Annotated in this window: 1 protein-coding gene; it reads right to left on the reverse strand. The window is 58.1% G+C overall.

All coding sequences use genetic code 11. The features are described from left to right. Positions 1–284 (reverse strand): hypothetical protein (locus SB756_RS29415; protein ID WP_410913082.1); only part of this gene is annotated, 284 nt, incomplete at both ends.

Consider the following 284-nt stretch of genomic DNA (forward strand, 5'->3'; position numbering starts at 1 on the left):
GCGGGCGATAAGCCACCAGGCTTTCACCAAAAGCACGCATCCACGGATGATCCTGATAGAGCTGCTGGCGTCCCGACAGCGTGCGCCACGGAATTAACTCATGAACGTTGGTGTATCCCGCGTTATAGGAGACGTGATCGCTTTCCAGACCGGACCAGGTGGGGCTGGAGATAATTTTACGCGGCTGCGCCTGAATATCGCGAAAGCGAATCTTCTCGTCCTCTTTGTGCAGCGCCAGATGGGTATGTTCGCGCCCGGTGATCTCGCCCAGCGCCTGCCACGCT

The sequence above is a fragment of the Pseudomonas sp. SIMBA_068 genome (genome assembly GCF_046534705.1).
In the GTDB taxonomy this organism is placed as follows: domain Bacteria; phylum Pseudomonadota; class Gammaproteobacteria; order Pseudomonadales; family Pseudomonadaceae; genus Aquipseudomonas; species Aquipseudomonas putida.